The organism is Enterobacter cloacae complex sp.6700776 (assembly GCF_048284255.1).
GTDB lineage: Bacteria > Pseudomonadota > Gammaproteobacteria > Enterobacterales > Enterobacteriaceae > Enterobacter > Enterobacter intestinihominis.
Genome location: NZ_JBLVYK010000133.1, coordinates 1 through 317, shown reverse-complemented (window position 1 = coordinate 317; position 317 = coordinate 1). Strand labels below are relative to the sequence as shown.

At 43.5% G+C, this 317-nt stretch carries 1 protein-coding gene; it reads left to right on the top strand.

The window, feature by feature from the left end; all coding sequences use genetic code 11:
* Positions 1-31: 31 nt before the first annotated feature.
* A partial coding sequence (locus tag ACNQ0T_RS23570; protein WP_417930424.1) for a type II toxin-antitoxin system RelE/ParE family toxin occupies positions 32-317 on the top strand: 286 nt, incomplete at its 3' end.

The window sequence follows — 317 nt, the reverse complement described above, 5'->3', positions numbered from 1 at the left end:
GTGCTATACTTTTAACAACAGGATGTCAGCAATGCGTATCTTTCAAACCAAATGGTTCGCCAGAGAGGCTAGCTCTCATGGCATTTCCGACGACGAGCTCTATCAGGCAATTCAATCTGCGCTTCAGGGCAAAGTGGTTGATTTAGGAGGAGGGGTTTATAAAAAGCGACTCAACAAGAATCGCGATCGCGCAATCATACTTACCAAAAGCGCAGAGTATTGGTTTTATACCTTTCTATATGCCAAACAGGATATGGCCAATATCAACCATCGCGAATTAATGGGGTTTCGTGAGTTAGCAAAACACTATGCCAATC